General features: G+C 37.1%; 7 protein-coding genes. 4 read left to right on the forward strand and 3 right to left on the reverse strand.

The features are described 5' to 3' along the window. Nucleotides 1–46: 46 nt before the first annotated feature. Both pdhB and pdhA read right to left on the reverse strand, forming a co-directional pair. The gene (pdhB, locus tag COE49_RS22415) at nucleotides 47–1,024 is read right to left on the reverse strand and encodes a pyruvate dehydrogenase complex E1 component subunit beta (protein WP_000068165.1); all 978 of its coding nucleotides are present in this window, start codon (nucleotides 1,022–1,024) and stop codon (nucleotides 47–49) included. A 3-nt stretch (nucleotides 1,025–1,027) separates the two neighbouring features. Next, nucleotides 1,028–2,143: a pyruvate dehydrogenase E1 component subunit alpha gene (gene pdhA, locus COE49_RS22420; RefSeq protein ID WP_000536893.1), complete on the reverse strand. Its 1,116-nt coding sequence runs from the start codon at nucleotides 2,141–2,143 to the stop codon at nucleotides 1,028–1,030. Between the two features lie 506 nt (nucleotides 2,144–2,649). Here pdhA and COE49_RS22425 point away from each other — a divergent pair. Both COE49_RS22425 and def read left to right on the forward strand, forming a co-directional pair. Beyond that, nucleotides 2,650–2,796: a YjcZ family sporulation protein gene (locus COE49_RS22425; RefSeq protein ID WP_000274562.1), complete on the forward strand. Its 147-nt coding sequence runs from the start codon at nucleotides 2,650–2,652 to the stop codon at nucleotides 2,794–2,796. A gap of 166 nt (nucleotides 2,797–2,962) precedes the next feature. Next, a complete protein-coding gene (def, locus tag COE49_RS22430; protein WP_088230221.1) occupies nucleotides 2,963–3,517 on the forward strand; it encodes a peptide deformylase in 555 nt (184 codons plus the stop codon). Nucleotides 3,518–3,630: 113 nt separating this feature from the next. Here def and COE49_RS22435 read toward each other — a convergent pair whose 3' ends face one another. Next, nucleotides 3,631–4,404 (reverse strand): Cof-type HAD-IIB family hydrolase, encoded by a 774-nt coding sequence (locus COE49_RS22435; protein WP_088230222.1) that lies wholly within the window; start codon nucleotides 4,402–4,404, stop codon nucleotides 3,631–3,633. A gap of 545 nt (nucleotides 4,405–4,949) precedes the next feature. Between COE49_RS22435 and COE49_RS22445 the strand changes: the two genes are divergently transcribed. Together COE49_RS22445 and rnjA are read left to right on the forward strand one after the other, a co-directional pair. Continuing rightward, the gene (locus COE49_RS22445; RefSeq protein ID WP_016080445.1) at nucleotides 4,950–5,162 is read left to right on the forward strand and encodes a DNA-dependent RNA polymerase subunit epsilon; all 213 of its coding nucleotides are present in this window, start codon (nucleotides 4,950–4,952) and stop codon (nucleotides 5,160–5,162) included. Nucleotides 5,163–5,166: 4 nt separating this feature from the next. Further along, nucleotides 5,167–6,834: a ribonuclease J1 gene (gene rnjA / locus COE49_RS22450; RefSeq protein WP_088230223.1), complete on the forward strand. Its 1,668-nt coding sequence runs from the start codon at nucleotides 5,167–5,169 to the stop codon at nucleotides 6,832–6,834. Nucleotides 6,835–6,889: the final 55 nt, after the last annotated feature.

Here is a 6,889-nt window from a genome sequence, read left to right on the forward strand (position 1 = left end):
AGAAACCAGCATGTGCTGATTTCTTTTGCACATGAAAAGCTAAAAATTAGAAGTTCATTACTTTGTTAACAGCTTCAACAATATCTTTGTGGTTTGGTAACCATACGCTCTCAGCTTGAGAGAATGGGAATACTGTATCAGCAGCTGCAACACGTACAACTGGAGCTTCTAAGTTTAAGATTGCACGGTCGTTAATTTCCGCTACAACGTTTGCTGCAATACCAGCTTGTTTTTGAGCTTCTTGAACTACAACTACGCGGCCTGTTTTTTCAACAGAAGCGATGATTGTTTCGATATCTAATGGTTGAACTGTACGTAAGTCAACAACCTCTAAAGAGATACCTTCTTTTTCAAGTTCTTCAGCAGCTTTTAATGCAGCGTGTACCATAGCACCGTAAGCGATAACAGATACGTCTGTACCTTCACGCTTGATATCAGCTTTGCCTAAATCAATTGTGTAGTCGCCTTCTGGTACATCTTGACGGAATGAACGGTACAATTTCATATGCTCTAAGTAGATAACTGGATCGTTGTCACGAATCGCAGAGATTAAAAGACCTTTTGCATCGTATGGAGTAGATGGAATAACAACTTTTAGACCAGGTTGTTGAGCCACTAATCCTTCTAAGCTATCCGCATGTAGTTCAGGAGTATGAACACCACCACCGAATGGAGAACGAACTGTTACTGGAGCAGTCCAACGTCCACCAGAACGGTAACGCATACGAGCTAATTGACCAGAGATTGAATCCATTACTTCATAAACGAAACCGAAGAATTGGATTTCAGGAACTGGACGGAATCCTTCAAGTGCAAGTCCAACTGCAAGTCCACCAATACCAGACTCTGCAAGTGGAGTATCCATTACACGGTCTTCACCGAATTCAGCTTGTAAACCTTCAGTAGCACGGAATACACCGCCGTTTACACCAACGTCTTCACCAAACACAAGTACGTTAGGATCATTTTTCATTTCAACGCGTAAAGCATCAGTGATTGCTTGAATCATTGTCATTTGAGCCATGGCTTACTTCGACTCCTTTTCTTTGTAAATTTCATATTGTTCAGCTAAGTTGTAAGGCATTTTTTCGTACATGATTTCCATTAAATCAGTAACTTTTTGTTTTGGAGCTTGGTCAGCCTTAGCGATTGCTTGTTTAATATCTTCTTTCGCTTCTTCGATTACTTTCTCTTCAACTTCTTGAGACCATAGGCCTTTGTTTTCTAAGAAAGCACGGAAACGTACGATTGGATCTTTTTGTTCCCATTCGTTTTCGATATCTTTTGTACGGTAACGAGTTGGGTCATCACCAGCCATTGTATGTGGACCGTAACGGAATGTTAAAGTCTCGATTAAAGTAGGACCTTCACCATTTACTGCGCGCTCACGAGCGAAAGCAGTTGCTGCGTATACAGCTAATGGATCCATACCGTCTACTTGAATTCCGTAAATACCTGCTGCTACTGCTTTTTGAGCTACAGTTTTAGCTGCAGATTGCTTTTCTACTGGAGTAGAAATTGCATAACGGTTGTTTTGTACAACGAAGATTGCTGGAGCTTTGAATGCACCCGCAAAGTTCATACCTTCGTAGAAGTCACCTTGTGAAGCACCACCGTCACCAGTGTAAGTAATTGCAACAGATTTTTTACCACGTAATTTCATACCTAACGCAACACCAGCAGTTTGGATGATTTGCGCACCGATAATGATTTGTGGAGCAAGTGCATTTACATTCTCAGGCATTTGGTTACCCATGAAATGTCCACGAGAGAATAAGAATGCTTGGTATAATGGTAAACCGTGCCATACTAATTGTGGCACATCACGATATCCTGGTAAGATGAAATCTTCTGCTTCAAGTGCGAAATGACTTGCTAACTGAGAAGCCTCTTGTCCAGCTGTTGGTGCGTAGAAACCTAAACGTCCTTGACGGTTTAAAGAAATAGAACGTTGATCTAGTACGCGAGTATACACCATACGGCGCATTAATTCTTTTAATTGATCATCAGATAATTCAGGCATAGCTGCTTCATTCACAACTTCGCCTTTTTCATTTAAAATTTGTAATGTTTCAAATTGAGCTGCGATAGCTTTCATTTGCTCATCAACATTAAATAGGGTCTTTTTTGTTTTAGTACCCATTCCGTTCACCTCTTCCTCTCTTGAACCATATTCTGAAACGCTTTCATTAGCTAAACCGAAAACGCAACAATGTAAACCAACAAATTTATCTGTCGGTTGAGAATAATTTTGTGTACCTAACAATCTGTACTAATGTTTTTTCAAAAACATATTAATACAATCTTGATCACGTTTTTTAGTTTACAACTATTCTAATTACGATGTCAATTACTTTGGTTACGTTTTTTTTATAAATAACATGTAGGTTTCTTCTAAGCATACGTGTTTTTATTTTCACATCTGTATTAGTAAGCATTAACCTACTGTTATATTATTCCCTTTTTAACTTGTTTTTTCTCTTAGAATAATATGTAAACGATTTAATCCTCTTTAGTTTTTCTCTCTTTTTAACAAAAATATACAAACTCTTCTTCCTTTTATAGGTAAATACCTATACATTTCTACTCTTCCCTCCATACATTATAATAACCGCAGTATTAGCGGGAAATGATAAAGGAGGTCATCTCATGTACGGATACTCATATTGCTATCCAACTTGTTCATATCCTTCCTACGGTTATGGCGGTTCTTGTGGCGGGTCTGGACGCGGCTTCGCCTTAATCGTTGTGTTGTTTATTCTTTTAATTATTGTCGGTGCTGCTTGCATTCGCTAATGTAAAATGAAACAACTATGGAAAGAAACAGACGGCTTTGCCGTCTTTTCTTTTTATCACATACATAACTCACCTATAGTAAAACGATTTCCAAAGTCATCCCCTCACTTGGCGATGACTTTTTTCATCTCCTTTGGTAGACTAAAGAAGAAAGGAGAGATTACATATGCTTACAATGAATGATGTCATTCGCGAAGGAGATCCTATTTTGCGCAATGTTGCAGAAGAGGTAACCATACCAGCGAGTGAAGAAGATACAAATACCCTTAAAGAAATGATTGAATTTGTAATAAATAGCCAAGACCCTGAAATGGCTGAAAAATATAGTCTACGCCCTGGAATCGGATTAGCTGCTCCGCAAATCGGGATTTCAAAGAAGATGATTGCTGTTCATGTAACTGATACGAATGGTACGTTATATAGTCATGCATTATTTAATCCAAAAATCATTAGTCATTCTGTTGAACGTACATATTTACCAAATGGTGAAGGCTGTCTTTCCGTAGACCGCGATGTACCAGGTTATGTCCCTCGTTACACAAGGATTACAGTGAAAGCAACATCTATTAACGGAGAAGAAGTTAAGTTACGTTTAAAAGGGTTGCCAGCAATCGTATTCCAGCATGAAATCGACCATTTAAACGGTATTATGTTCTATGATCATATTAATAAAGAAAATCCATTTTCCGCTCCTGATGAGTCCAAACCTCTGGAGCGATAATAATTAGAGGGAAGTATCCATCCCCTCTAATTATTATCCCGCAAATAGCAGGATAAAAAGGCGGAAGGTTAACTTCCGCCTTTTTAATTATATGAAATGGGTTCCACACTAACTTATAACAATCCAGCCCATTTTAACCCATGATATATACCGTCTTCACTAACATCCTTTGTCACATAATTCGCAAGTTTTTTCAAATCTTCATGACCATTCCCCATCACAATACCTGTCCCGACTGCTTCAATCATTTCTAAATCATTTAATCCATCGCCAAATGCATACACTTGTTCACGGTTAAACCCTAATTTCTCAATGAATTTCTCAATCCCTTTCGCCTTAGAACCACCATTTGGAATAATATCCATTGAATACGCATGCCAACGAATAAAATGAAAATCTGGGTACTGATTAATAAACTTTTCCTCTTCATTTACTTCGCAGAAAAGAAGTGTTTGATAAATATTACGTTTCTCATAAAAATCAGGTTCATATGCTGGATGCTCGAAGTTTAAACTTCCGAACCCTTCTTTCACATAATCATGATATTCCACTGACGCTCTCATCTCTTGATGATCAAGATATACGAGTGGATACCCTTCTTGTTTTGCAAACTGAGTAAACTTATGCAAGGCAGCTGCATGTAACGGATTGTTAAATATTACCTCATCTTCAAATACAACATACTGACCATTAAAGCTGACATAATTATGTATATTAAGTTCCTTACGAATATCTTCAAACATAAATGGCGCACGCCCTGTCGCAATTGCTACATGCACACCTTTTTCTTGTAAATGTCTTACTGCATCTCGTGTAGATTGTGGTATTTTCTTATCGTGATCTAATAATGTTCCATCAATATCAAAAAAGACAATTTTATCATTCATTTGCCAAAATCCTTTCTAGCACTCTATACTCCTATTTTGATTATCGCTTTTCAAATTCCAAAAAAAAGTATAACATATTAAACATCTGTGAAGAAAGCGTTCACTTTCTAACCTTATTAATCAAACCTGCATATATATATTAGTAAAAATGTGATACTTGTTCGTATGAATTTTCTTTTCTATTTTTTCTCATACTATACCTATAACTAGCGGCTACTAATCGTTACTATAGAACACCTTTCACTGTATGAGAAAGGACAAGATTCACAATTCACTTTTGTCTTCTTTCTTATATCAGAGACGGAGTTTTTACTAGTAATATGCATGTTTAAAATAAGGGAAGGAAGGAGTAATCATGCTGAAGAAGCTGAAGAAAAAGCTCAAGCGTTATTTAAATGATCTAGTCCGCAAAAAGACAATCGCTTAAATTGTGCCCATTTCGGGCTTTTTCTTCATTCTCATTCGAAAAAACATGAAAATCGTGACTGTTTGCTTTATAATAAGTAACAGATAATGCAAAACATAGACAAGGAGAGGTTTTCCAAATGATTTTTAAAGTATTTTATCAAGAAAAACTGACTGAGGTTCCAGTACGTGAAAATACAAAAGTTTTATATTTAGAGGCTACGTCTGAAAAGGATGTTCGTAAAAAATTAAATAAGTTCGCATATAATATCGAGTTCGTTCAGTCTGTTACTGGTGCTCATCTTGAATATGAAAAAGAAAACGCTGATTTAACATTAGCGGAAATCGTATAGTCATATGAAATTTCTAAAGAATGATCAAGCTGCCGTTTTTGCTTTAGGTGGACTTGGTGAAATCGGTAAAAATACATATGCTGTTCAATTTCAAGATGAAATTATTATTATTGATGCTGGAATTAAGTTTCCAGAAGACGAACTCCTCGGAATCGATTATGTAATACCAGATTACACTTATTTTGTGCGAAACGAAGATAAAATCAAAGGATTATTCATTACACATGGTCACGAAGATCATATCGGTGGAATTCCTTACTTATTACGTCAAGTGAACATTCCGATTTATGGCGGAAAATTAGCAATTGCACTAATCAAAAACAAATTAGAAGAGCACGGATTACTTCGTAAAGCAAAACTTTATGAAATTCAAGAAGACGATGTTATTAAATTTAAAAAGACATCTGTTTCCTTCTTCCGTACAACTCACAGTATCCCAGATTCATACGGAGTTGTTGTGAAAACACCTCAAGGACAAGTTGTTCATACTGGTGATTTCAAATTTGATTTCACACCAGTCGGCGAACCTGCGGACTTAACAAAAATGGCGGAAATCGGAAAAGACGGTGTACTTTGTCTCTTATCTGACAGTACAAATAGTGAAGTTCCAAACTTTACTATGTCTGAGCGCCGTGTTGGTGATAGTATTCAAGATATTTTCCGCAAAGTAGAAGGTCGTATCATCTTTGCAACCTTTGCATCAAATATCCATCGCTTGCAACAAGTTGTTGAAGCAGCTGTTGAAAACAATCGTAAAGTGGCTGTATTCGGTCGCAGTATGGAAGCAGCGATTGAAATCGGACAAAATCTCGGTTATATTCGCTGTCCGAAAGATACATTTATAGATACAGCTCAATTAAACCGACTACCAGCTAATAAAGTTGTTATTTTATGTACAGGTAGTCAAGGTGAGCCAATGGCAGCACTTTCACGTATTGCTAATGGTACACATCGTCAAATTCAAATCATTCCTGGCGACACAGTTGTTTTCTCTTCTTCACCAATCCCTGGTAATACAATTAGTGTAAGCCGTACAATTAACATGTTGTATCGCGCTGGTGCTAATGTAGTCCATGGCAAGCTATCAAACATTCATACGAGTGGACATGGCGGACAAGAAGAGCAAAAACTAATGCTACGCCTGATTAAACCGAAGTATTTCATGCCAATTCATGGTGAATATCGTATGCAACGTATGCATATGAAATTAGCAAATGATTGTGGTATTCCAGAGGAGAACTGTTTCATCATGGATAATGGAGATGTTCTTGCCTTGCGTTCAGATGAAGCAAGCGTAGCTGGTAAAATACCATCTGGCTCTGTTTATATCGACGGAAATGGTATTGGAGATATCGGTAATATCGTATTACGCGATCGTCGTATCCTTTCTGAAGAAGGACTTGTTATTGTAGTTGTAAGCATTGATATGAAAGAGTTCAAAGTTGCAGCAGGACCTGATATCATTTCACGCGGTTTCGTTTATATGCGTGAAAGTAGTGATTTAATCAACGACGCTCAAACATTAATTACAACTCATTTAGAAAAAGTAATGGAACGTAAAACAACACAATGGTCTGAAATTAAAAATGAAATTACAGACACATTGGCACCATTCCTATATGAGAAAACGAAACGTCGCCCAATGATTTTACCAATCATTATGGAGATATAAGAAAAAGGACAATACCTTCATGGTATTGTCCTTTTCCAGAGTGTTTGGAAACCCT

The organism is Bacillus sp. AFS029637, assembly GCF_002584985.1.
Taxonomy (GTDB): Bacteria; Bacillota; Bacilli; order Bacillales; family Bacillaceae_G; genus Bacillus_A.

Coding starts and splice junctions, on each gene's coding strand:
- COE49_RS22435 (WP_088230222.1), bottom strand. CDS start 4,404: ATGAATGATAAAATTGTCTTTTTTGATATTGATGGAACATTATTAGAT.
- COE49_RS22445 (WP_016080445.1), top strand. CDS start 4,950: ATGATTTTTAAAGTATTTTATCAAGAAAAACTGACTGAGGTTCCAGTA.
- COE49_RS22425 (WP_000274562.1), top strand. CDS start 2,650: ATGTACGGATACTCATATTGCTATCCAACTTGTTCATATCCTTCCTAC.
- pdhB (WP_000068165.1), bottom strand. CDS start 1,024: ATGGCTCAAATGACAATGATTCAAGCAATCACTGATGCTTTACGCGTT.
- def (WP_088230221.1), top strand. CDS start 2,963: ATGCTTACAATGAATGATGTCATTCGCGAAGGAGATCCTATTTTGCGC.
- pdhA (WP_000536893.1), bottom strand. CDS start 2,143: ATGGGTACTAAAACAAAAAAGACCCTATTTAATGTTGATGAGCAAATG.
- rnjA (WP_088230223.1), top strand. CDS start 5,167: ATGAAATTTCTAAAGAATGATCAAGCTGCCGTTTTTGCTTTAGGTGGA.